This window comes from Streptosporangium sp. NPDC049248, assembly GCF_040678965.1.
Lineage (GTDB): Bacteria > Actinomycetota > Actinomycetes > Streptosporangiales > Streptosporangiaceae > Streptosporangium > Streptosporangium fukuiense.
Window position 1 is genome coordinate 52,386 of sequence record NZ_JBFAQY010000010.1, and the last position, 21,478, is coordinate 73,863.

At 72.2% G+C, this 21,478-nt stretch carries 18 protein-coding genes; 11 read left to right on the forward strand and 7 right to left on the reverse strand.

Annotated elements, in window-relative coordinates; genetic code table 11:
• Positions 1-3: 3 nt before the first annotated feature.
• Complete coding sequence (locus tag AB0K21_RS19860) at positions 4-1,239, reverse strand: FAD-dependent oxidoreductase (RefSeq protein WP_343965478.1); 1,236 nt, start codon at positions 1,237-1,239, stop codon at positions 4-6.
• 537 nt (positions 1,240-1,776) lie between these two features.
• On the opposite strand from AB0K21_RS19860, the gene AB0K21_RS19865 reads away from it, so the two are divergent.
• Both AB0K21_RS19865 and AB0K21_RS19870 read left to right on the forward strand, forming a co-directional pair.
• Positions 1,777-2,514 carry a hypothetical protein gene (locus AB0K21_RS19865; RefSeq protein ID WP_364151748.1) on the forward strand — a complete coding sequence of 246 codons (738 nt, stop codon included), beginning with the start codon at positions 1,777-1,779 and terminating at the stop codon, positions 2,512-2,514.
• A gap of 198 nt (positions 2,515-2,712) precedes the next feature.
• The gene (locus AB0K21_RS19870) at positions 2,713-5,571 is read left to right on the forward strand and encodes a PEP/pyruvate-binding domain-containing protein (protein WP_364151751.1); all 2,859 of its coding nucleotides are present in this window, start codon (positions 2,713-2,715) and stop codon (positions 5,569-5,571) included.
• Here the strand turns inward: AB0K21_RS19870 and AB0K21_RS19875 are convergent.
• Positions 5,561-7,162 (reverse strand): CocE/NonD family hydrolase, encoded by a 1,602-nt coding sequence (locus AB0K21_RS19875; RefSeq protein WP_364151754.1) that lies wholly within the window; start codon positions 7,160-7,162, stop codon positions 5,561-5,563. The genes AB0K21_RS19870 and AB0K21_RS19875 overlap by 11 nt on opposite strands.
• 91 nt (positions 7,163-7,253) lie before the next feature.
• Positions 7,254-8,960 (reverse strand): amidohydrolase, encoded by a 1,707-nt coding sequence (locus AB0K21_RS19880; RefSeq protein WP_364151757.1) that lies wholly within the window; start codon positions 8,958-8,960, stop codon positions 7,254-7,256.
• A 110-nt stretch (positions 8,961-9,070) separates the two neighbouring features.
• Between AB0K21_RS19880 and AB0K21_RS19885 the strand changes: the two genes are divergently transcribed.
• The 3 genes from AB0K21_RS19885 (at position 9,071) to AB0K21_RS19895 (ending at position 10,933) form a co-directional block, all read left to right on the forward strand.
• Entirely contained in the window at positions 9,071-9,766 is a 696-nt protein-coding gene (locus AB0K21_RS19885; RefSeq protein ID WP_364151760.1) for a TetR/AcrR family transcriptional regulator, read from the forward strand.
• A complete protein-coding gene (locus AB0K21_RS19890; protein ID WP_343965466.1) occupies positions 9,757-10,410 on the forward strand; it encodes a phosphotransferase in 654 nt (217 codons plus the stop codon). The genes AB0K21_RS19885 and AB0K21_RS19890 overlap by 10 nt, the downstream gene beginning before the upstream one ends.
• Before the next feature lie 316 nt (positions 10,411-10,726).
• On the forward strand, positions 10,727-10,933 hold the full coding sequence (locus AB0K21_RS19895; RefSeq protein ID WP_343965464.1) for a hypothetical protein: 207 nt from the start codon (positions 10,727-10,729) through the stop codon (positions 10,931-10,933).
• 1 nt (position 10,934) lies between these two features.
• Here AB0K21_RS19895 and AB0K21_RS19900 read toward each other — a convergent pair whose 3' ends face one another.
• On the reverse strand, positions 10,935-12,068 hold the full coding sequence (locus tag AB0K21_RS19900) for a lipase (protein WP_343965461.1): 1,134 nt from the start codon (positions 12,066-12,068) through the stop codon (positions 10,935-10,937).
• A 148-nt stretch (positions 12,069-12,216) separates the two neighbouring features.
• Between AB0K21_RS19900 and AB0K21_RS19905 the strand changes: the two genes are divergently transcribed.
• From AB0K21_RS19905 to AB0K21_RS19930, 6 genes are all read left to right on the forward strand, one after another.
• The gene (locus AB0K21_RS19905) at positions 12,217-13,314 is read left to right on the forward strand and encodes a histidine kinase (RefSeq protein WP_343965459.1); all 1,098 of its coding nucleotides are present in this window, start codon (positions 12,217-12,219) and stop codon (positions 13,312-13,314) included.
• A complete protein-coding gene (locus tag AB0K21_RS19910) occupies positions 13,311-13,982 on the forward strand; it encodes a response regulator transcription factor (protein WP_343965457.1) in 672 nt (223 codons plus the stop codon). The genes AB0K21_RS19905 and AB0K21_RS19910 overlap by 4 nt, the downstream gene beginning before the upstream one ends.
• Before the next feature lie 294 nt (positions 13,983-14,276).
• A complete protein-coding gene (locus AB0K21_RS19915; protein WP_343965455.1) occupies positions 14,277-15,341 on the forward strand; it encodes an acyl-CoA dehydrogenase in 1,065 nt (354 codons plus the stop codon).
• Positions 15,338-16,444 (forward strand): acyl-CoA dehydrogenase family protein, encoded by a 1,107-nt coding sequence (locus AB0K21_RS19920; RefSeq protein WP_364151767.1) that lies wholly within the window; start codon positions 15,338-15,340, stop codon positions 16,442-16,444. Before AB0K21_RS19915 ends, AB0K21_RS19920 begins: the two co-directional genes overlap by 4 nt.
• A complete protein-coding gene (locus tag AB0K21_RS19925; protein WP_355632309.1) occupies positions 16,441-17,265 on the forward strand; it encodes an SDR family oxidoreductase in 825 nt (274 codons plus the stop codon). Before AB0K21_RS19920 ends, AB0K21_RS19925 begins: the two co-directional genes overlap by 4 nt.
• Positions 17,266-17,321: 56 nt before the next feature.
• The gene (locus tag AB0K21_RS19930; RefSeq protein WP_364151771.1) at positions 17,322-18,077 is read left to right on the forward strand and encodes an FCD domain-containing protein; all 756 of its coding nucleotides are present in this window, start codon (positions 17,322-17,324) and stop codon (positions 18,075-18,077) included.
• A 69-nt stretch (positions 18,078-18,146) separates the two neighbouring features.
• Here the strand turns inward: AB0K21_RS19930 and AB0K21_RS19935 are convergent, their stop codons facing one another.
• The 3 genes from AB0K21_RS19935 to AB0K21_RS19945 are packed head-to-tail and all read right to left on the reverse strand — an operon-like array spanning position 18,147 to position 21,464.
• Positions 18,147-19,100, reverse strand: coding sequence for an acyl-CoA dehydrogenase family protein (locus AB0K21_RS19935; protein ID WP_364151774.1), 954 nt, complete (start codon positions 19,098-19,100; stop codon positions 18,147-18,149).
• The gene (locus AB0K21_RS19940; RefSeq protein ID WP_343965445.1) at positions 19,090-20,238 is read right to left on the reverse strand and encodes an acyl-CoA dehydrogenase family protein; all 1,149 of its coding nucleotides are present in this window, start codon (positions 20,236-20,238) and stop codon (positions 19,090-19,092) included. Before AB0K21_RS19940 ends, AB0K21_RS19935 begins: the two co-directional genes overlap by 11 nt.
• Positions 20,239-20,255: 17 nt before the next feature.
• Entirely contained in the window at positions 20,256-21,464 is a 1,209-nt protein-coding gene (locus AB0K21_RS19945; RefSeq protein ID WP_343965443.1) for an ABC transporter substrate-binding protein, read from the reverse strand.
• Positions 21,465-21,478: the final 14 nt, after the last annotated feature.

Genomic DNA, 21,478 nt, shown 5'->3' on the forward strand with positions numbered 1-21,478 from the left:
GCGTCAGCCCTTCGTGACGTCGCTCAGCGGTACGGAGAGGTCGGCGAGCCGCTCCGGGCGGACGGTCACACCGCTGCGGATCAGGTCCTGGGCCGGTGCGATGCCCTCGTCCCACTGGTTGACGTGCATCCCCGCCACGACGCGCCCGCCGGCGAGCCAGAAGGCGTGGAAGGCGCCCGACTGCAGATCTCCGCGGACGACCACGGAGTCGTACCCGCCGGGCGCGAACCAGCCGGAGAACTCCATGCCGACGTCGTACTGGTCGGTAAAGAAGTAGGGCGGCCGGTCATGGACGACCGGCCGGCCGAGCATGGCCCTGCCCGCGGTCAGTCCCCCGTTCAGCGCGTTGGCCCAGTGCTCGACCCGGATGCGGGTGCCGTACAGCGGGTTGAACGCGTTCGCCGCGTCACCGGCGGCGTAGACGTCGGGGTCCTCGGTGCGGAGCGACTCGTCGACGACGATCCCGTTCTCCACCGCCAGGCCGGCCCGCTCGGCGAGCTCGGTGTTGGGGTTCACGCCGACACCGACGATCACCACGTCGGCCGCGACCTCCCGCCCGTCGTCGGTGGCGACCGCGTGGACGCGTCCGGAGCCCAGCAGTCCGGTCACCTCGCGGCCGAGCCGCAGGTCGACGCCGTGCCGCCGGTGCAGGTCGGCGAAGAAGGCGCCCAGTTCGGGACCGAGCGCGGCGTGCAGCGGCACCGCCCTCGGCTCGATGACCGTCACCTCGCAGCCGTACTCCCTGGCGGCCGCGGCGGTCTCCAGCCCGATCCAGCCCGCGCCCACGACGACCACCCTGCCCCCGCCGCGGATCGCCTCGCGCAACCGCTCCGAGTCGTCGAGAGCGCGGAGGTAGTGCACGCCGTCCAGGTCGGCGCCGGGCACGTCGAGGCGGCGCGGTGAGGCGCCGGGAGTGAGGAGCAGCCTGTCGTAGCGGATGCGCCGCCCGTCGTGCAGCTCCACCTGGTGCGCGGCCCGGTCGAGGTCCGTCACCTGGCGCCCGAGCAGCGGTTCCACGGAGTTGTCCGCGTACCAGCCCTCGTCGTGGACGTAGACCTTGGCCTTCTCCTCCTTGCCGAGCAGGTAGCCCTTCGAGAGCGGGGGCCGCTCGTACGGGAGCTCGGTCTCGGCGCCGATCAGCGTGATCCGGCCCGAGAAGCCCTCCTCGCGCAGGGCCTCCGCCGCCTTGGCTCCGGCCAGGCCCGCTCCGACGATGACGAACGTCTGCTCGGTAGTCATGCTCTCCTTCCTATCCGATTCCCACGCCGGTTCCAACGATCACGAGAGGCCCGGATCCGGTGCGCCGGGCCGGCGGACGGGGCGCCAGAGTGACGGGCCTCCCGGGAGGCGAACGACCGGTTTCCACGCCCGGCCCCGGTACCGGACCGAGCACGCTTGTCGGGACACGTCCCCCGAACGGGCGGTAAATCCGCGAAAGAAGTCTGGGCGGGGCAGGATCCGCCTACTCTCGGGAATTCCCCGGAAAGGCGCCCGGGTCGCCTTCCGGAAAAACAAGGCGGTCCTTCTTAATTCCCTTCTTACACGTCGCGCAGGGTTCCCCATGGCCTGTTCAGGCCCGCGAAACCACAGGCGGCGAGGGCACGCAAGGCCGTCCGCCGATTACCCTGGGAAATTTTCGTTTACCCGGCCGGAAACCAGATTCCGCACTCCAGGAAAGGCGGGCTTATATATTTCCTACGCCATCAAGCTCGCCCCGTGGACGGGAATTCCTACACCCCTGCCCGCGGCGCGCCGTTTTGATAAGGAGCATGCCGCATGCCATTGAATCGACGATTCGCCCGAGTCACGGTCAGCTGCGCGTTCGCGGCGATCGCCGTCCTGAGCCTCGGAGCCTTCTCACCCGCCCCGCCGGCCCCGCCGGCCTCCCCGGCCTCCCCGGGCTACCCGGGCTACCCGGGCTACCCGGGCTACCCGGGCTACCCGGGCGGCTCTCCGGCCTCTCCGGTCTCCCCGGCTTCCCCGGTCCGGCGGGTCGATCCGCCCCCCAGGCCCACGGCGCGCGCCCTGACCGCCGACGAGATCCGCCGGAGGGGGCTGGACAAGTACATCGACATGTCCCGCCAGCAGGAGACCCCTCCCAGGATCATCGACACCAACCAGGGCAAGTTCGCCAGCGGCATCCTGTCGCCCGCCAGGCAGTTCTCCAACACCTCCGGTAACTTCGCGTCGGGCTGCTGGTATCTGACGACCACGTACGGGGCTCCCGGCCTCAACGGGGTCGGTTACCACACCTGGTGCGGCAACGGCTCCCAGATCACGTACACCTCGGCGAGCTGCACGGGAAGTACCAACCTGCCCACCTACATGTACGAGGGCTGCCAGAACATCCAGGCGTACGGCGTCGGCTGGAACGTCTGGGACGTCACGGACGGATGGCGTTTCTGCACCTCCTACAACCCCTACACGGGCGTGTGCTCCTCCCGGGCCTACCCGTGGCAGAAGAACCGCTACGGGGCAGGAGGCCAGGTCTGGCTCCTCGGCTGGGGCAACTAGGCACCGGCTCACGGCGGCGGCGCCGGCCTCACCAGGCCGGTGTCGCCGCCGTCTCGTTTCCCGGCCCCGGGCGGCGGCCGGACCGGCAGGACGCGCCTTGGCCGGACACGACAGATAATTCATCACTTGTTGATTTATTGCCCCTCCCGGCCTAACGTTGCAGCACGCATCAGACGCGGCGACACAGGGAGCGGCCCGATGGACGACGACATCCCGGCCACGACGCTTCCGGCGGGGGCTCGACAGGACGCGCCACCGCCTCTCGTCCTGAGGTTCGAGGACATCGGGGCGGAGATGCTGCCCCTGGTCGGCGGCAAGGCCGCCAATCTCGGCGTGCTCACCACCGCCGGGTTCCCCGTTCCACCGGGCCGGTGCGTCACCACCGAGGCCTACCGCAGGGTCACCGAGCGGACCGCGCTTAAGGACCTGCTCACCGCGCTCGCCACCACGCCCGCCGAGGACGTCGCCACCCTGAGCGCGCTGGCCGCCAAGGCCCGCGAGGCCGTGCTCGCCGCGCCGGTCCCCGACGACATCGCGGACGCCGCGAGGAGCGGCGCGAACGGCCCGGTCGCGGTCCGCTCCTCCGCGACCGCCGAGGACCTGCCGCACGCCAGCTTCGCCGGGCAGCAGGACACCTACCTCAACGTGATCGGCGCCGACGCCGTGCTGGACGCGGTCCGGCGGTGCTGGGCCTCGCTCTGGACCGACCGGGCCGTCGCCTACCGGGCCGCGAACGGCATCGACCACGGCGCGGTGCGCCTGGCGGTCGTCATCCAGGAGATGGTCTCCTCCGAGGTGGCCGGGGTGATGTTCACCGCCAACCCGGTCACCGGGCGGCGGCACGAGGCGGTGATCGACGCCAGTCCCGGTCTCGGCGAGGCCGTGGTCTCCGGCGCGGTCAACCCCGACCACTTCGTGCTCGACACCGCCACCGGCCGGATCACCGAACGCCGCCTGGGAGACAAGCAGGTGGCCGTACGGTCGCTGGCGGGCGGCGGCGTCGAGCACGTCGAGACCCCCGCGGACCCCGTGGCGAGGGCCTGCGTCACCGACGCGCAGCTGGGGGCGCTGGCCGAGCTCGGCGACCGGGTCGAGCGGCACTACGGGACACCCCAGGACATCGAGTGGGCCGTCGACGCCGCCGGTGTGCTCTGGCTGACCCAGGCGCGCCCGATCACCACCCTCTACCCGATCCCCCACCACGCGGAGCCGGCCGCGAGCCCGGCGGGCGACGCTCCCGCGTCCGGAGGTCCCCGGCCCGGCGACATCCGGATCTACTTCTGCTTCAGTCTGGCCCAGGGTCTCCACCGGCCGATCACCCCGATGGGCATCTCGGCCTTCAGGCTGCTCTCGTCATCGGTGTTCGAGACGCTGGGGATGCCGGTGGCCGACAGGGCGGCCGGGGCCCCGCCCGTCGCCGAGGCGGGCGGGCGGCTGTTCTTCGACGTCACCGGCCTCATCCGCAGCCGGGTGGGCCGGGTGGCCTTCCCGAAGGTGCTCGACGTGATGGAGGCCAGGTCCGCGAAGGTGCTGCGCGGCCTGCTCGACGACCCCCGGTTCGGCGTCGCCCAGCCCTCGCTCCGGCCGCCGCTGCGCCGGGCGGTGCGGCTCGCGGCCCGCTTCCGCATCCCGCGCCGCTTCGTACGGGCTCTGCGCGACCCCGCCTCGGCGCACCGGGACGTGGCGCTGCTCCGCGAGCGGCTGCGGGGGCGGCTCCCGGCACCCCGGGGCGCCACTCCGGCCGAGCGTCTCGACCATGTCGAGCGGATGCTGGGCGGCCAGATCTTCCCGCTGCTGCCGGCCATCGCCCCGGCCGCGGCCGCCGGGTTCGCGATGCTCGGCCTGGCCGCCCTGGTGCTGGGCGACCGGGCCCGGCCCGGTGAGCTGGAGACGGTGCTGCGCGGGCTTCCGCACAACGTGACCACCGAGATGGACCTGGCGCTGTGGCGGCTGGCCGCCCGCGTCCGCGAGGACGGCGAGGCCGTCTCCCTGCTGCTCGGCACCCCCGCCGCCGAACTGGCCGAACGCTTTCACGCCGGGACGCTGCCCGGCGTGCTGGGAGACGGCCTGGCGGACTTCCTCTCCGGCTACGGCGTCAGGGCGGTCGCCGAGATCGACCTCGGGTTGCCGCGCTGGTCGGAGGAGCCGGCCCACATCCTCGGCGTCCTCGCCAACTACCTGCGGCTGGAGGACCCGGCCCTGGCCCCCGACGCGCAGTTCGCCAGGGGCGCCGCCGAGGCCACCGTCATGATCGAGACCTTGGGCGGGCGGGCCGGAGGACTGCGCGGGCGTCTCGTCCGCTTCGCGCTCGGCCGGACCCGCGCGCTGGCGGGCCTGCGGGAGATGCCCAAGTACGTCGTGGTGACCGCCCTGGCCGCGATGCGGGCCGAGCTGCTGGCCGTCGGTGCCGAGCTGGTCTCCCGGGGCCTGCTCTCCCGCGCCGACGACGTCTTCTTCCTGACCTTCCGCGAGGCGCGGGAGGCCGTCGCGCCCACGGCCGGCGGTGACGGACCGGCGCCCTCCCTCGCCCCGCCGGAGGCCGCCGCGCACCCGTCCGAGGTGACCGTACGACCCGCGCCGGCAGAGCTCGTGACATGGCGGCGCGAGGAGGCCGCCCGCGAGTCGCGCCGCAGGCACGTCCCCCGCGTCCTGCTGTCCGACGGCACCGAGCCGGAGGCCACCGCGGCACGGTCACCGGTGGACGGCGCGCTGACCGGCACCCCGGCCTCGGCGGGCACCGTCACCGGTGTCGCCAGGGTCGTCCTCGACCCGGTCGGCGCGCGCCTGGAACCCGGGGAGATCCTGGTCTGCCCCTCCACCGACCCCGGCTGGACCCCGCTGTTCCTGACGGCGGGCGGCCTGGTGATGGAGATGGGCGGCGCCAACTCGCACGGCGCCGTGGTGGCCCGCGAGTACGGCATCCCGGCCGTGGTGGGCGTGAGCGGGGCGACCGAGCACATCGTCACCGGCCAGGAGATCGTCGTCGACGGCGCCTCCGGTGTCGTCTCCACCGCCCGGCCACAGGCACGGGATGTCGGTCAGGGGCTCACGGGGTGACGGTGAGAGAGAGAAAGGTGCCCGCCGGGCGCAGGGTCTGGACGGAGGGGCGCGTCGCGGTCGCCGACCACGGGTCCTCGGCGGTACCGGGGTGCGGGGCGAACAGCGGGTAGTCGCTGCAGGAGAGCACCAGCCGCAACCGGTGGCCCGGCCGCAACCGGTAGCCGGTGTGGCCGAGCTCGACCCGGACACCCGCCGACCCGGTGATCAGTGCCTGCCCGCGGGAGATCATGTGGGCGGAGCCGTCGGGGGCCACGTCGTGGAGCTTGACGAACAGGTGCATGCTCGGCGCGTCGGTCTCGACCGCGACCAGGGCGTTGACCGGCCCGGTCAGGTCCAGCGGGCGCCCGGCGGGCTCGCCGGTGAAGACCACCACGTCGGGCCGGTCGTGCAGCGAGCTCTCGTCCGGGTACTCGTGCAGGAAGACCCACGGATCCTTCACGATCGACGGGACCGGATCGGCCGGGTCGTGCGTCCATCTGACGACGCGCGCACCCGTCTCCGGCGTGCTGGCCAGCGTGTTCCCAGACGGGTGCAGGAGCAGTTCCACCGCGTCCCGCGGCGGCCACTCGCCCGCCGTGCGCTCGCCGTCGTGCCCCTGGAACCACGTCGCCCGCGACAGCGAGGTGACCGGCCGCAGCCCTCGTACGAACACGTCGAAGAAGTCCAGCGTCCGGCCGAGGTAGCGGGGCAGGATCCGGTCCAGCAGGGTGACGTCGAGCGCATGGTCGTCCGCGGGGGCGACGGGGGCCTGGGCGAGATGGTAGGTGTGGTGGTCACAGGCGTCGGCGTCGAGGTAGGCGAGGTCCCGCCAGGCCGGTACGGCGAGTTGCGCCGAGTGGTCGCGCATGGACAGGTCGATGAGGTTGTCGAACCAGCCGACCCGGTGCAGCACCGGGACGGGGCGCGCGGTGAGCGGGTGCCGGGAGGCGAACGGGTTGACGGGCGGCCAACCGGCCAGCATCGCGTCCACGGCCGCGGAGCGGGCTCCGATCGCGGAGAAGGCGGGTTCGAAGACCTCCCTCAGCGGCCGGACCGACCAATCGGTCTCGTAGTAGTGGACGTCCCCGTCCACCCACATGTGCGCGAAGTAGGCGGCCTGGTACAGGCAGCTCACCCGGCCGGCGAGGAGCATGTCCGAGATGCCGGTACCGGTCACCCGGGGCGCGACGGCCCGCAGCGCCGGGTGGCCACCGGCGACTCCCGCCCACTGCGTGTAGCCGTGGTAGGAGTCCCCGGTCATCGCGACCGCCCCGTCCGACCAGGGCTGCCCCACCACCCAGTCGAGCGTGTCGTAGGTGTCCTCGACCTCGTGGACGAACGGCATGGTCTCGCCTTCCGAGCGGAACTTGCCGCGTACGTCCTGGGCGACGAAGACGTAGCCGCGCTCCAGATAGCGCGGCGCGATCCTGTCGACGGCCATCCACGCGCTCGCCTTGTCGTACGGCATGCGCGAGACGACGACCGGGTGCCTGCCGGGTGCGGGCGGCAGGTAGACGTCGGTGGCCAGCCGGGTGCCGTCGCGCATGGGCACCATGAACTGTTCGGCTCCCGGATGGAGAGGGGCCGGGCCGATCCTGAGGGTTTCCATCAGGGATCCTCTCTTGAGGTTGATCCGGTGGTCTTCGGCGAGGTCGTCGCCGGGAGGGCGCTCGGGGTCGCCCGCCCGGCTCCGGTCGTGGTCATCGGGAGGTCCGCTCGTGAACCAGGACGCCCTCGACGAAGGTGAGGTCCACCCGCGCGTCCGCGACCTCGTGGGCCGGTTCCTCGAACGGGTCGCGGTCCAGCACGGCCAGGTCCGCGTACTTTCCGACGGCGATCGTGCCGGTGAGGTGGTCGAGGTGGTTGATCCACGCTCCCCCCGCGGTGTAGGCGCTCAGCGCGTCGGCAAGCGCCAGCCGCTGCTCGGGCAGGAAGGGATCGCCCTCGCGGTCGCCGGGGATGAGCCGGTTGACCGCGCCGTGTATCCCCCACAGGGGGTTGGCGCTGGAGACGGGCCAGTCGCTGCCCGCCGCCATCGTGACCCCCGCCTCCCGCAGCGCGCCGAAGGCGTACTGCCGCCGTGACCGCTCCTCACCCAGGAACGGGATCGTCAGTTCGGCCATCTGCTTGTCGCGAACCGCCCAGAGCGCCTGCATGTTGGCCGCGACCCGCAGCCGCCGCAGGCGTGGCACGTCATCGGGGTGGACCAGTTGCAGATGGGCCAGGTGGTGACGGTTGTCCCCCCGGTGGCCACGCCCACGCGCCGGCTCCGGATCGGCGGCCCTGCCCCGCGCGCCCTCGATCGCGTCGAGGGCCTCGCGCACCGCGCGGTCGCCGATCGTGTGGAAGTGGATCTGGAAGCCCTCGGCGTCCAGCAGGCGTACCGCCTCGCCCAGCGCCCCCGGGTCAAGATAGCTGTGCCCCTGCCTCTCCCCTCCCCCGCCCGGCGACCGGTACGGCTCCAGCAACGCGGCGGTGAAGTTCTCGCACACGCCGTCCTGCATGATCTTCACCGAGGTGGCGGCGAACCGGCCGACCGTGCTCGCGGCCCGGCGCCTGACCAGGTCGTCGAGCTGTGCCACGCCCGCGTCCCTGTCCCACCACAGCGCACCCACCACCCGGGCCGTCAGCCGCCCGTCGGCCGCGGCCGCACGATAGGTCTCCAGCGCGTCGGGGTAACTCAGGTAGTCGCCGACCAGGGCGTCCTGCCAGCCGGTGACGCCGAGGGAGTGCAGGTGGCGCTGGCCTTCCATGAGCGCCTGCGCGTACTCCTCAGGTGAGACGGCGGGCAGCAGCCGGGAGACCAGCTCGGCCGCGTTCTCGTGCAGCATCCCGGTCGGGGTGCCGTCGGGGTCGCGCTCGATCCGGCCGTCCGGCGGGTCGGAGGTGTGCCGATCGACACCGGCCAGCTCCAGCGCCCTGCTGTTGACCCACGCGCCGTGCCCGTCGCGGTTGAGCAGGAACACCGGCCGGTCGGGCACGACGCGGTCCAGGTCCTCCCTGCGCGGCGTGCCGCCGGGGAAGTGGTCCATCGACCAGCCGCCGCCGACGACCCAGGGGCGGCCGGGGTGCGCGGCGGCGTAGGCGGCGACACGGGCCAGCGTTTCGGCCGCGCCCGCCGAAGGCGGGGCGGCCAGGTTCCCCTCTCCCGCGAGCAGATCGCACCTGGCACGTCCCAGGCCCCCGAAGACCGGGTGCGCGTGGGCGTCCACGAATCCGGGAATCGTCAGGGTGCCGGCCAGGTCGACCACCTCGGTGGTGCGGCCGATCAGCTCCCTGACGGCCGGCGCTCCCAGCGCCACGATCCGTCCCTGGCGTACGGCGACCGCGTCGGTCCACGACCTGACGGCATCGGCGGTGAAGACCGGGCCGTCGATGAGAACCAGGTCCGCCGGCTTCTCGTTCATGGCCCCTGAGCAAACACCCGGGGCACAGCGATGTCAATGCCTTGGACTATGGTTTGGTCCATGACTTTGAATTCCAGCCGGACGCGGAGGCGACCTGAGATGATGACCCGGTGAGCAATCCTCAGCGACGTCCCCGCCTGCCCCGCGGGGCACTCACCCCCGACCTCATCGTGAGCACGGCGCTGCGCCTGCTCGACGAGGACGGGGCGGCCGCCTTCAGCATGCCCCGGCTGGGCAGGGCGCTCGGCGCCGACCAGACCGCCGTCTACCGGCACTTCAACGGCCGTGACGACCTGCTGCTCGCCGTCGCCGACCGGCTGCTGCAGGAGGCGTTCGAGGGTTTCACCGCGGCCCCGTACTGGGCGGACACCCTTGCCGAGCTCTGCCGCAGGATCCGCGCGACCTACCTCGCCCACCCCGCGGCCGCGGCTCTGTCCGGGCCGCGCACGACCAGGGGAACCGCGGAGATGCGCGCGGCGGACACCATGATCGGCGCACTGATCGGCGCCGGTTTCGACGGCACCCGGGCGGCGATGCTCTACCGCGTCGTCGCCGACTTCGCGCTCCTGTGGTCGGGCGGGGAGGCCGCCTTCCACAGCCTCGCCCCCGAGACCAAGGCGGCCGAGATCGCCGGGGCGAGCCTTGCCTACCGCGCGGCCGACCCCGACTCCCACCCCCACATCCACGCGATCCGCGACCATCTCCCCAAGGTCGATCCGGACGAGCTGTTCGAGACCGCGCTCGGGCTCCTGCTCGACTCCATCGTCCGGGAATCCGGTGATGACGGGAAACGGCCGTGGAACTGATCGCCAGGGGCAGGACCGCGGACGTGTACGCGCTCGGCGATGACCGGGTGCTGCGCCGGTACCGCCAGGACGGGCCGACCCACCAGGAGGTGCGCCTGATGACCCATCTCTCGGCTCAGGGATACCCGGTTCCGCGGGTGCACGACGTCACCGACACCGATCTGGTGCTCCAACGGCTGCACGGGCCGACGATGCTGGAGGCCCTGCGGCGGCGGCCCTGGCGGACGACGGCGTACGGCCGGCTGCTCGGCGAGCTGCACGACACGTTGCACGCGGTCACCGCGCCCGACTGGCTCCCGCGCCGGTTCGCCGGCGAGTCGGACCATCGGGTGCTGCACCTGGATCTCCACCCGGCCAACGTCATCCTCACCGACCGCGGGCCGAGTGTCATCGACTGGTGCAACGCCGCCGCCGGGGATCCCGCGGCGGACGTGGCCCAGACTCTCGTGCTGGTGGGGAGCAGTGACGTCTCGGGGTTCGCCGCCCGGCTTCGCAGGCGTGCCCTGCTGCGGGCGTTCCAGCGGGAATGCCGTACCGATCCGGCGTCGCGCACCGCCGAGGTCGTCACGGCGCGCCTGGCGGACCCGAACGTCACCGCGACCGAGGCGGCACGACTCCGCGCCCTGCTACCGGCGGACCCGTAATCCGCGGGTCGCGGGTTCAAATCCCACCCGCCCTACTCCGTCGCCCCCCATCCGACCTGGGGTTTCTCGGTTCTCCTCGGCCTTGCGCCGAGAAGTTGATCTCGAGTGGTTGCTCACAGCCGCTCTTGTACCCGGTGCGTGCACACGGTAGACCAGCGACGCCGCGGGCGACCTCACTGGTATGGACGCTCTCGTCCCCAGCCCAACCCGACCTTGGGCGGGAAGACGAGCTGGATGAGCGCGTACCCAGCGTGGCTTCGGACACGAGGGCCCCCTTGCAAACGACAGGGGCCATCGCCGAGACGGCACCGTCGGCATGGACGCCACCTACCTGGAGGGGCGCGAGCGCCCCCGCGGCCCGATGGCCCATCCGTACTCGGCGACCTCGACATCCACGGCTGGAACCCCACCTTCGGCGGCGGCGGTCACCCAGTCCGTCCAGGTCGCCTACCCGCGATGGAAGAAGCTCATCGCCGACGCCCTGGCCTCGTCACTCGGGCGGCCCGTACCGGGTTGTGAGTGACCTACCTGGTGTAGGTCACCTCGGGAAAGCGCGGCGTCGGCCTGTCCAGCAGCGGGGACTTCCGCCCGCGCAGGAACCGGTCGAAGAAGGCCAGCGGGTAGGCCCGCTGGAAGGCCAGCGCCCGCTTCTCCGTGATCGTCCCGACGGATCCTGCCAGCTCCTCCTTTGGCAGCCCGATCAGAGGCGCGACCTTCCTGATGAGCCGGGCGTCGTCGCCGAAGGAGTTGTGCGCCGCCCCCTTGACGGTGAGGTTGAGCCGCCAGCCGCGCAGGTTCTTCCAGAACGTCTGAAGGACGGGGTTGGTGGCCAGCCCGCCCTTGCCAGGGGTGTCGACCACCAGGTACGGCCGGTCCAGCCCGGCCTCTGCGACCGGACCGAGCACCGCGCCGTCGAGCCCGAGCCCGGCCTTGATGCGCTTGTCTGCGTACATGGCAGAGGAGGTGGAGGCGCCGCCGAGGGAGTGGCCGAACATCCCGATCCGCTTCATGTCCAGCACCCCCGACAACCCCGCCGGGAGCTTGTGCGCGGCCAGTTGGTCGAGCACGAACCTGGTGTCGTCGGCGCGCACCTTGGCCGCCTTGACGAAGTCGGTGATCTCACCCTTGGGGTTGGTGGCGATCCGGCCGCCGGGGAACTCCACGACGGCCGCGTCGTAGGTGTGGTCCATAGTCACCACCACGTAGCCGCGGCTCGCCAGCTCCTCGACCACCCCGGTGCCGTAGGAGCGCGAGGCGTTGGCGCCCGGCGAGTACAGCAGCACCGGCAGCTTCCCGAGCCGCCGATCGGCAGGGGCGCCCAGATGACCGTCCGTCGCGCCCAGCACCAGCTTGCCCGGCGGCACACCGAGCGCGCGCAGATAGCGGTCGGCAGCCGCCTTCGGCATCCACGGCGCGACCGGGTATCCCGCCGTCTTGCGCGCCGGATACCAGATGCTGATCATCAGTTCGCGCTTGTTCCCTGCCACCCATGGGTCGGTCCTGGACTTGTCGACCAGGTGCAGCGCGACCGTGCCGATTTTGTGCGGGCCGGTGGGGGACGGCGGCTCGAACCGCACCGGGGCCGTGGCCGCGACTGCCGGGGCGGCGGCCACCGCCAGGAGCGCGACGACGCCGATCACGAGAGTTGTTCGTTTCATGCTCTCCACGCTGCCGTCCGGGCAGGCGTACGGCATCGCGCCGCGGAACGAATCTCGCCTCAGCCCAGGACGCTACGCGAAAACCACTGCTCCTCCTCACGGAGGATATTACTTCCCGGCCGGTGACCTGCGCGGATACCGTCGGCTGGTGAACGAGACCCTGGTGGTGCACAGGCTGCGCCACGACCATTGGGTGGCCCTGGACGTGGCGGCCGCGCTGCTGCTGGCCGCCGCCTTCGCCGCCGCAGCCCAGCTGAGGACCGGCCTGCCACCGGCGACCGCGCTGTCCGCCCTGGCCGCACTGCCGGTCGCGACCCGGCGCGGGTGGCCGCTGCCCTCGCTGGCGGTGTCGCTGGCCACAGCCGTCGCCGCGCTGCTTATGGGCGTGGACTCCGCCTACCTGCCGGTTGCCGTCGTGCTCTACTCAGTCGGCGCGCAGAAGCCGCGCAGGCGGGCTGTCACCGGACTGGCCGCGTCCCTCGTCTGTGTGGCGGCCGCCCTGCTCGCCGCCGCCTGGCCGTCCTGGACGCAGGCGCTCGGCAGCGCTGGGTTCGGCCTGGCCCTCATGGGCCTGTCCTGGACGGCAGGCCTGGCCGTACGCGAGAAGAATCTTCTTGCCGCGCGTACGGCGGAGCGGGCCGTGGTCGAGGAGCGGCTGCGGATCGCCAGAGACCTGCACGACGTCGTCGCGCACAGCATGAGCCTGATCACGATGAAGGCGGGGGTTGCCGGACTCGTCGCCGAGACCCGTCCCCAGGAGACGCGCGAGGCGCTGCGGCTCATCGAGACCACCGGCAGGGAGGCGATGCTGGAGATGCGCGCGATGCTCGGCATGCTGCGCTCGCAGACCAGCACCCAGGGCACGGCGCCCGCGCCCCGGCTGCAGGACCTGCACGCGCTGGCCGCGCACGCGGGGGTCGAGGTGGACCTGCGCGTCGAGGCCGAGGATCTGCCCGAGGGGGTCGGCCTGGCTGTCTACCGGATCGTCCAGGAGGCGCTGACCAACGTGGTGAAGCACGCGGGAACCGGCTGTCGGGTGCGGGTCACCGTACCGAAGGCAGGGGTGGTGGAGGTCGAGGTGGCCGACGAAGGCCGGGGCACGCCGCGCGACGGGGGCGGCCACGGGCTGCTCGGCATGCACGAACGCTGCCTCATGTACGGCGGGCAGCTCACCGCCGGCCCGGACCCGGGCGGCGGCTTCCGCGTCCTTGCCCGCCTCCCCTACGCACTGAAGGACACCCCGTGATCAGGGTCGCCATCGCCGACGACCAGCCGCTGCTGCGCGCCACCCTCACCAGGCTGGTCGGCACCGCCGACGACCTGGTCGCCGTCGGCGAGGCGGGCACCGGCGACCAGGTCGTCGAACTGGCCGCGCGCACCAGGCCCGACGTCGTGCTCATGGACGTCCGCATGCCCGACATGGACGGACTGGCCGCGACCCGCAACATCCGCGCCGACCCGGCCCTGTCGCAGGTCCACGTCATCATCCTGACCACCTTCGACCTCGACGAGTACGTCTACGAGGCGCTCCGCGCCGGGGCCAGCGGATTCCTGCTCAAAGACATCCCGCCGGCCGACCTGCTGACCGCGATTCGGGTGGTCGCTTCCGGCGAGGCGCTGCTCGCGCCGACGGTCACGCGCCGGCTCATCGCCGAGTTCGCCCGCAAGGAGGCGGCCGAGTCCCTGATCGCGTGCGAGCTGGCAGCGGTGACCGGGCGCGAGCGCGAGGTGCTGACGCTCATCGCCTGCGGCCTGACCAACCCCCAGATCGCCGCGCACTTGGAGCTCAGCATCTCCACGGTTAAAACCCACGTGCGCAGGCTGCTGTCGAAGCTGGACGTGCACGACCGCGCCCAGCTCGTCATCGTCGCCTACGAATCAGGACTGGTCACCGCCGCCAAGCGGAGCAGGTAGACGATCAGGCCGCCGCGATGGCCGTGAGGAGGCCGAGCCGTGCCGCCCGCCTGGCGGGCAGGAGCGCGGCCAGGAAGCCGACCACCTCGGCAGCCGCCATGTCCTCCTCCGTGAGCTTGACGGCCCACTACTCCGCGATCGTCTCGCGGGCCTTGCGCAAGCCACCAAGGGAGTTCCAGTAAGAGCCGTTGGCGCCCTGCAGTTAACATCTAAATCATATACAGGCAAAGGCGAAAATCCAGTACCATCTGTCTTGATGGCGATCCCACTCCACCGAGGAGAACCCGGACAAAGATGACGGACTGGCAGCTTCTAGCCCCGGACGAGGACACCCTCGCCCTCGCCGACACCGCCCGCGCCCAGTTCCGATCGCTGCACGGCCCGGCGGTCATGCGTGCCACCCTCGACGGCGGTGTGCCGGACGGGTGGGAGACGGTCGCGGACGGCGGCTACGCCGACATCGGGATACCCGAGGACCTCGGCGGGATCGGCCGGGTGATCGACCTGGTGGTCATGCTCGAAGAAGCCGGGCGCGCCCTGCTGACCGCTCCCCTGCTGGCGTCGGCGCTCGCGTTCCGGACGCAGGTCGGGGCCGGGGTGCACCGCGAGGACTTCCGGCGGGCGCCCGCGGGCTTCGGGATCGCCGAGGGGGTCGTCGACGGAAGCGGCCGGTGCCACATCGAGCGGGCGCACGTCCTGGGCGGCCCCGGTGCCGCCGCATTCACGCTGATCGTGAAGGGCCCGGATCGAGCATGGATCGTCGTGGTCGATCCGGAGGCCGAGGGGGTCGAGCCGGTAGGGCAGGGGACCCTGATCGACCCCTCCCGGCCGCTTCCGGCGTTCCGGCTCGGGGGCGAGGGAGGCGTGGCCTGCGCCGAGTGCCGGGAGCTACCGCTCGGTGACCTGGACCGGGTGCTGGCGGGAGCCCGCGTCTGTGTTGCCGCCGACCTGGTGGGGACCGCCGCGGGCGCCCTGGACGCGGCCGTCGGGCATGTGCTCCAGCGCAGGCAGTTCGGCCGGGCCATCGGCACCTTCCAGGCGGTGAAGCACCAGCTCGCGGACGCCTACACGGCGGTCGAGCGGGCCCGCAGCCTCGCCTACGGCGCGGCCCTGAGCCTGGCCGGGGGGCCGCCCGGCGACGCGGCCACCCGGGACTGCCTGCTGGCCAACGCGGTCGCGGCCGAGACGGCCGTCCGGGTCGCGTCGCTGTTCACCCAGCTGATGGGCGCCATGGGGGTCACCTTCGAGGCGGACTGCCACCTGTTCCTGCGGCGCGCCCACCAGACGGCCTGCCTGCTCGGGGAGCCGGACGACCTGTACCTGGCGGCGGCGCGGATCGAAAGGCGGATCTCCCGATGACGGATGTGACCTCTGAGTTCGAGGCGTTCCTCGACGGCTTCCTGCCCGCCGACTACGCCGAGAACTACCGGCGCCACCGCTGCGATGTGAAGCTCCGCACCGAATACCAGGCCGCCGCGTTCGACGCGGGCTGGCTGATCCCCGAGTGGGGCCCGGGCGAGGGCGGGCGCGACCTGGATGTCCCCGACGCGCTGGCCGTCAAGCTCGCCGGCGCGCGCCGCCGGGTGCCGCGGCTGATGAACATCCAGGGCGCCGGGGTCGCGGCGCCGGCCATCCGGGCGTTCGGCACCGCCGCCCAGCGGGAGCGGCTGCTCCGGCCGGCCGCGCGCGGGGACGAGTGGTGGGCGCTCGGCATGTCGGAGCCCGGCGCCGGGTCCGACCTCGCCGCGCTGCGCACGACGGCGACGCTCGCCGACGGGGTGTTCACCGTCAACGGCCAGAAGGTATGGACGACGCAGGCGGACGAGGCCCGGTGGTGCGCACTGTACGTCCGCACCGACCCGGAGGCCAGACCGCACCGCGGCATCTCCTGCCTGCTCCTCGACCTGCGCAGCCCCGGAGTGGAGGTCCGGCCGATCCGCACCGCCGGGCCGGCGGTCGAGTCCTTCTGCGAGGTCTTCCTCGACGACGTGAAGGTGCCCGAGGAGGCGCTGCTGGGCCGACTGCACGGCGGCTGGGGCGTGGCCATGTCCAGCCTCGAACACGAGCGGGACATGATCTGGATCAACACCTGGCTGGAGACCACCCGGGCGCTGGAACCCACGCTGACGGCGCCGGAACTGTCGGAGCACCAGCTCGTCCGGCTGGGCCGGTCGCTGGCGGACGCGGAGGGGGTGCGGCTGACCGGACTGCGGACCGCCGCTCAGCGGTGGGCGGGCCTGCCGTCCCCCGCGTCGTCGATCCTCAAGCTGCTCGGCTCGGAGTCGGTACAGCGCGCGGCCCTACTGTCGCTGGAGACCGCCGGGGCGCGGGCGTTCGACGACCCCGCCCTCTTCGACGAGCGCCTCGAATCGCTGGCCGCCACCATCTACGGCGGCACGTCGGAGATCCAACGCAACATCATCGCAGAGCGTACGCTCGGACTACCGAAAGGCACGCCATGACAGACATCCACCCCCTGCTGGGCAGGACAGCCGTCGTGTCCGGGGCCGGGCGCGGACTGGGCCGGGCGATCTCCACCGCGCTGGCCGGGGCGGGCGCCGTGGTGTGCGGCGTCTCCCGCAACGCGGAGGAGTTGGAGAGCCTCGCGGCGGAGATCAAGGCCGCGGGCGGCCAGGCGTACGCCTTCCCCTCCGACATCCGCAGCTCCGCCGACCTGAACCGGCTGCGCGACGCGGTGCTGGCCGAGGTGGGCGGCGTCGACATCCTGGTGAACAACGCCGGCAACCTGGTGAAGCGGCCGGTCGTCCCACTGCCCGTGGACGAGGCGTCCGGGGAGAAGGTGGGGCAGCCCGGCTCGGGGCCGGCCGGTGTCGCCATGACCGACGAGGAGTGGGACTCGGTGCTGGACACGCACGTCCGCGGGTCGCTCCACCTCGTGAGATCATTCGTTCCTGGAATGCTGGAGCGGAGGCGCGGCCGGGTGATCAACATCGCGTCGAGCAGCGTCGCCCGGTCGGCCAACCTGACGGTGAGCTACCAGGTCGCCAAGGGCGCCATCGCCCAGCTCACCCGAGCGCTCGCCAAGGAGTGGGCGGCGTTCGGCGTCACCGTCAACACCATCGCTCCGGGACACTTCCGCACCAGCATGACGCAGGCTCTTCACGACAGTCCCGAAGGTCAGGCCTGGCTGAAGGAGCGCATCCCGATGCGGCGCACCGGCGACCCCAGGGAGTTGGGGGCGCTGACCGTCCATCTGTCGGGGGACCTCGCTTCGTTCATCACCGGCCAGACCATCTTCATCGACGGCGGTGAAACACTCTGATGACCGAGTCCGAGATCCCACCACGCCCCCGCCGCTTACCGTTGCGGACACCCCGGGTGGCCGAGTCCCTGGCGGCGCATCTCAGGCTGCGCATCCTGGAAGGTGATCTCACCGACGGAGCGGAATTGCCCACGGAGCCGGTGCTGCTCCAGGAGTACCCGGTCAGCCGGCCGAGCCTCCGCGAGGCGTTCCGCATCCTCGAGACCGAGGGGCTGGTGGTCGTCCGCCGTGGCAAGCGCGGCGGCACCGTCATCAAGGCCCCGGCCCTCGGGCCCGCCGCGTACCACATGGGGCTGCTGCTGCACGCGCGCGCCACCTCCATGCGGGACCTGGCGGCGGCCCGCAACCTGCTGGAGCCGCTGTGCGCGGAGCACGCGGCCCGCCGCGACGACCACTCGGCCGTCGCCGAACGGCTCCGTCGGCTCAACGACGAGGCCGCGCAGGTCGTGGAGGACGGGCAGGCGTTCACCGGGGCGTCGGTCAGGTTCCACGAGGGGCTGGTGGACGCGGCCGGCAACGAGACGCTCCGGGTGGTCGTCGGGATGCTGGAGAGCGTCTGGAGCGTGCAGGAGCGGGGGTGGGCCCGCCGGGCGTCCGACGAGGCGAGCTACCCGGCGGTGGAACGGCGGCACGCGGTGCTGCGAGCGCACGGCGCCATCGAGAAGGCCATCGAGGCGGGGGACGCGGCGCTGACCGGCAAGCTCATGCGAGCGCACCTGGAGGCGTCGCAGCTGTACGTCGCCTCGGACGACGCCCCGCCGGTCCAGGTGCTGGACGAGTACGGCAACCCGCGCATGGATGCCCGGGACTGACCGGAGACCACCGAACGGTACGCGAAAGCCGACCAGGCCCTGGACCTGGCCGGCCTTTCCCGTTGCGGGCTACCGCCACGCGGCCACCGGGTAGATGCCGTCGAACCCCTCCGCGGCGACGGCCCGCGCCAGCAGGTCGGTCGACCTGATCCGCCCGGCCGGCCGGTGCAGCACGCTCTGCAGGTGGCGGTCGATCACGGTGAGGTCGTGCTCCTCGCACAGGCCCATGGCGCCCAACACCTGGTGCCCGTTGGCCAGTACCGTGTTCGCCCCCTCGATCATCTGCACCCGCAGCGCCAGCAGGTCGGCGGACCGCGCCTCGCCCCGGCGGACGAGCCACCACGCGTGCAGCGCCAGCTCCTCCAGCCCGTCGAGCGCGAGAGAGATGTCCGCGACGCGCCACCGGATCTCGCCGAACCTGCCGATCGGCTTGCCGAACTGCTGCCGGTCCCGGGCGTGCGTCACCGCCAGGTCGACGGCGGCGGCGAGCGCGCCGGCGACCCAGAAGGCGTCGAGCAGTATGCGCGTCGCGGTGACCCGCGCCGCGTCCACGCCCGGCACCTCGGCGCCGAGGACGACGTCGGACGCGAACGGGTCCAGCGGCGCCGAGCGCGGCGCACCGGCCGTCACCCGGCGGGCGACACCCCGGTCCAGGTCGACGGCGACCGCGTCGCGCAGCAGGTCCGCGTGGTCCAGCCGTTCGGTGTCCCCCGAGATCAGGTGAATGCCGCCGACGTCACCTCGCAGGTCCACGGGTACGGCCAGCTCGTGCGCCAGCGGCCAGGGCAGCACGACGGCACCCGCCGCCCGGGCCGCCAGCATGACGGCGGCCGACTCGTCCTCCTCGCCCCACGGGTCGAGGCCGCGCAGGTCGAGCCGGTCCAGGGCGGGCGCGACGAGCGCCTCCCGCAGGGTCCGGTCCGCCTCGGCGGCGCGCGCGAGATCCACCCCGCCCAGCGCGTCGAAAGCCCTGGTCACGCTCTCCTGGTAGGCGACGGCCGCCTGTGGCCAGTCACGACGCACGCCGGTCCCCCTCGATCGACGACCGGGCGACGAGCATGCGCTGCACCTCGATGGTGCCGGACGCGATGGTCGCCGAACGGGCGTACCGGAACACGTCCTCGACGTGGCCGAGCAGGCCGGCCGACGGGTCGGGAACGAGGGCGTCGGCGCCGGAGATGTCGAGAGCCAGCTGAGCCACCTCCTGGTCGAGTTGGATGGAGGCCAGCCGCGCGATGGAGGCCTCCCGGTCGGTGAGCCGGCCGGCGTCGTTCAGCGCGACGGCGCGGTAGTTGAGCAGCCGGGCCACCCGGGCGTGCATCAGCGCGCGGGCGTACTCGTGCAGCGCGGCCGGTTCGGCCAGGGACGGGTGGCCCGCCAACGCGGCAAGCACCCGCTCGTCCCGGGCGTACCGGGAGATGCCGATCCGCTCGTGCTTCATCACCCGCCGGATGACGTCCCAGCCGCGGCCGACCTCGCCGAGCACGGCATCGGGGCCGACCCGGACGTCGTCGAAGAACACCTCGTTGAGGTGCTGCTCACCCATGATCGAGTCGATCGGGACGACCCGGATGCCGGGTGAGCCCATCGGCACCAGGAAGACGGTGATGCCGTCGTGCTTGGCCGTCCCCCTGCCACTGCGGGCGGCAAGGAAGCACCACTGTGCCAGTCCCGCGTACGAGGTCCAGATCTTCTGGCCGTTCAGCACCCACTCGCCGTCATGGAGCTCGGCGTTCAGCTGCAGCGAGGCGAGGTCGGAGCCCGCGCCGGGTTCGCTGAACCCCTGGCACCACACGGCCGTGCCGGAGGAGATGGCGGGCAGGTGGACGGCCTTCTGCTCCGGTGTGCCGACCTCCATGATCACCGGTCCGACCCAGTTCAGGCCCATGTACTGCGGTCCGCGGGGCTCGAAGTGCGCCCACATCTCCTCCCGCAGGACGGCCTGCTGCCAGATGTCGGTGCCGGCGCCCCCGTACTCCTCGGGCCAGCTGAGCGTGAGGAGCTGCTCCTCGGCGAGACGCTCGACGACCCTGGTCACCACCGACTGGACCGCCGGGTCCGGCGAGAACGACGACGTCCAGTCGTCGGGGAGGAGCTCCGCCAGCAGGGCCCGCAGACGGACGCGCAACGCGTCCGCCCGCGTTCCCAGCCGGAGATCCACTGAAGTCTCCTCGGGCATTACTTCCCCGCACTCACGGTGGCTTCGACACACTTGCCGTCCGAGCACGGCTGAGCGGGTACGAAGACGCCGAGCTGGTCGGCATCGATTCCGATGCGCTTGTCGGGACCGAACGTGTACGTGCCGTTGGCGCCCTGGAAGGTTCCCCCGGAGACGAGCGCCTTCTTGATCGCGTCGGCGTCGGTGGACTTGGCCTGCTGCGACGCCTGGGTCACCAGCAGCACCCAGTCGAAGGAGACCGCGCCCACCGAGTCGAGGGCGTTGAACTCGGTCTTGCCCTTGGCCTTGAGGTAGAGCTTGACGAAGTCCGCCGTGATCGACGCGTCGCCGGTCGAGGACGACAGGAACGTCTTGGCGATGGGCCCGGCGGCGAGGGTCTTCTTCATCCCCTCCGGGATGAGCTCGGTGGTCGCCGGGTCGCCGATGCCGAGCACCGCGGACATCTGCGGGTTCCAGCCGATCTTGTTCAGGCTGGACATGGTGGCGACCAGCGGGGCGCCGTACGACCAGGCGATGAGCGACTCGGCGCCCGAGTCCCTGAGCTTGGTGAGCTGCGCGGTCACGTCCGAGGCGGTGTTCGGGAAGCTCTCGTGCACGATCTTCACGTCCGGGAACCGGCTCTGCGCGATGGCGAGCGTGTCCTTGGTCTGCGAAGTGCCGAAGGCCGAGGAGTCGTCGAGCACGGCGACCGTCTTGCCGGCCGACGCCGCGTACGCCAGCAGCGGCGTGATCGAGGTCTCGCCGGAGGTGCCGGCACCGGTGCTGAACGCGTACTTGTACCGCTTGGAGTCGCCGACGTCGGCCGCGATCGAACCGATGCCGCCGGCGGTGTCGCCGGGCACCTTCACCTGGTTGAGCACGTCCTGCACGGGCGGGAACGCCTCGGTGGTGAAGTACAGCGCGGACACCCCGTCCTGGGCGAGCGCCCGGGTGGCGGCGACGGCCGCGGTCGGCTCGCCCTTGGTGTCCCGCTGCTCGATCACGATCTTCGTGCCGGGGTTGTGCTGCTGCACGTACTCGGCGCCGGCCTTGAGCCCGGCCAGCGAGTTCTGACCGCTCGGGGAGAGCGGGCCGGTGAGCGCCCCGACGAAACCGATCTTGATGGTGGAGCCTTCGGCCTGCTCGCCGGAGGAGCCGTCGCCACACGCGGCGAGCGCGAGCAACGCCGCGCACACCATGGCTGTGCCCACTGTGGCACGTGTCCTCATGGGGTCGTCCTTCC